The 253-nt window shown below is 64.0% G+C and carries 1 pseudogene; it reads right to left on the bottom strand.

Annotation, left to right across the window (positions count from 1 at the left end):
• Positions 1 to 253: pseudogene (locus QP415_RS12305) on the bottom strand (sporulation protein); the annotation flags it as partial.

Raw genomic sequence — 253 nt, 5'->3', positions numbered from 1 at the left:
CGCCCGAACGGATGAGCACCTGTTCCATACCGGCGGCATCGGTGCCCGTAATGACGACGGCAGAAGATGACCCACCGGCGCTCATCGACGTCACATGAATCGGAAGGGACACGTTGGACGGCAGACCGCCCAGGGGCATCGTGACGAGCTGATCGTCCTCACCTGTCGCGCGCACGACAAGCGCGAGACCCGTCGGCGTCGTCCACGAGGCATCGACAACCGAGCCGTGTTCGAGGGGAATCTCTTCGAGGGA

This window comes from Pauljensenia sp. UMB3104, assembly GCF_030217285.1.
Classification (GTDB): Bacteria; Actinomycetota; Actinomycetes; order Actinomycetales; family Actinomycetaceae; genus Pauljensenia.
Note: the sequence above shows the minus strand (reverse complement) of the source record. Positions and strands in the feature narration are given on the sequence as shown.